The sequence below is a fragment of the Vibrio sp. 1167 genome (assembly GCF_033340375.1).
Taxonomy (GTDB): Bacteria; Pseudomonadota; Gammaproteobacteria; order Enterobacterales; family Vibrionaceae; genus Vibrio; species Vibrio alginolyticus.
This window is the reverse complement of record NZ_JAWOWK010000040.1, coordinates 1-1,989: the sequence shown is the minus strand read 5'-3', so window position 1 is coordinate 1,989 and position 1,989 is coordinate 1. Positions and strand designations below refer to the sequence as shown.

The following is a 1,989-nucleotide window of genomic DNA, read 5'->3' as shown; positions in this document are numbered from 1 at the left end:
TTACAAGCTTGATCTCGATTTAGGGCGTAAGACCTTGGCTGGAAGAGGGGCGTTTGCAGCCGTTACGAACGTGGAAAATTTATCCGATCAGTATTTGCCGATTCTTGGGGACGATTGGTTCCACACCATGCTAGCCACTTGTGCGATTCCTAAGTTGTACCATGGCCCTGTCGATGTAAATGGGCAAAAGTTTGTGGATGGTGGTGTTTCAGCCTCGATTCCGGTTCAAGAAGCGTGGCGACAAAATGCGCGCAACATTATTGTGATTCGCACAGAACCCTTCTCTGAGATAGAGGCGAGGGCGCAAAGTGAAATCGGAGACGTGCCAGTAGAATGGTATCGCGAATCCATAAACTCGGTGCAGCAATCTTGGCAACAAAAAGTCAGCCAATGGAAGTCTGACTGGACGTCTTTCTTCCAACAAAAAATTAATACTGCGCACCAGTCTAAGTTAACTGGGAAAATGCTTCTCAACGGTGGTCGTTGGTTATTTGGTGCTGATAATTTGTATCGATTAAGCCATTTGATTGGTGAGAATTTTGATTCTGGCTTGGCCGATATGCTGATGATTCACTATCAGACCTTTGAGCTAACGCAGGCGTTTTTATCAAACCCACCGGACGACACGTTTATTTTGCAAATTGCACCCAAAGAGGGCTTGAAATCTTCTTCACTCCTGAGTGAACCAGAAGCGTTAGAGCATGATTATCAATTGGGCTTGCAAGCCGGTTTTAATCTGGTTCAGTTATACGATCAACTGAATATGGACCTTGAAGGTAGAGAAAGTGCTTAAGCTAGCGTAAGTCACCTAAGCGATAAACAAAAAAGGGCTCCACTGGAGCCCTTAGCATTTCTATTACGTTAGACTGGCAGAATACGCATGCAGTTGGTTGAACCAACGACGTCCATCACGTCACCTTGAGTGATGATCACTAAGTCACCTTCATGTAGGTAACCTTGATCTTTGAGGCTGGAAATTGCGGCTTGAGCGGTTGGTAAGCCCGCATCGCATTTCGCATCAAAGTACACTGGCGTCACGCCACGATATAACGCTGCGCGGTTGAGCGTCGATTCGTTACGCGATAAAGCAAAAATCGGCAAACCCGAGCTTAGGCGTGACATCATCAACGCTGTTCTTCCTGACTCTGTTAATGCAATCATCGCTTTAATGCCTTCCATGTGGTTCGCTGAGTACATGGTTGCCATTGCAATGGTCTCTTCTGCTGTTTCAAAGGTGCGGTCGAGACGGTAGGTCGATAGACTTGCTTCAGACATCTTTTCTGCGCCAATACAGACATCCGCCATTGATTTCACGGTCTCTACCGGATATTGACCGGCAGCGGTCTCTCCAGACAGCATCACGGCATCGGTGCCATCCAAAACGGCGTTTGCTACGTCCATGACTTCTGCACGCGTTGGCATTGGGCTATTGATCATCGATTCCATCATTTGAGTTGCAGTAATGACAACGCGGTTCAAACTGCGAGCTCGACGAATGAGTTTTTTCTGAACACCGATCAGCTCAGGATCGCCAATCTCAACGCCTAAATCGCCGCGAGCGACCATCACGACGTCAGAAGCTAGGATGATATCGTCAATCGACTCGCTCGTGGCGACGGTTTCTGCACGTTCTACTTTTGCGACGAGTTTTGCTTCTAAGCCGGCATCCCGGGCCAAGCGTCTGGCATAGTGCATGTCCTCGCCATTGCGTGGGAAAGAAATGGCCAAATAGTCGACCTTAATTTCTGCGGCTGTGATGATGTCAGCTTTGTCTTTTTCCGTGAGTGCATCGGCTGATAAGCCACCGCCTTTTTTGTTGATGCCCTTGTTGTTGGATAATGGACCACCAACGGTCACTCGGGTATGGACTTTATTTCCTTCTACGCTGGTGACTTGCAATTGAACTCTGCCATCATCAAGCAGTAGAATGTCGTTCGGTGAAACATCTTGAGGCAGTTCTTTGTAATCCAAACCAACGGATTCTTGGTT

At 47.7% G+C, this 1,989-nt stretch carries 2 protein-coding genes; one reads left to right on the top strand and one right to left on the bottom strand.

Features of this window, described 5'->3' with window-relative positions:
- A partial coding sequence (locus tag R7Z78_RS24160) for a DUF6363 domain-containing protein (RefSeq protein WP_169643889.1) occupies window positions 1-793 on the top strand: 793 nt, incomplete at its 5' end.
- Window positions 794-861: 68 nt separating this feature from the next.
- On the opposite strand, the gene pyk is transcribed toward R7Z78_RS24160, so the two are convergent.
- Window positions 862-1,989 (bottom strand): pyruvate kinase (pyk, locus tag R7Z78_RS24155; RefSeq protein ID WP_169643887.1); only part of this gene is annotated, 1,128 nt, incomplete at its 5' end.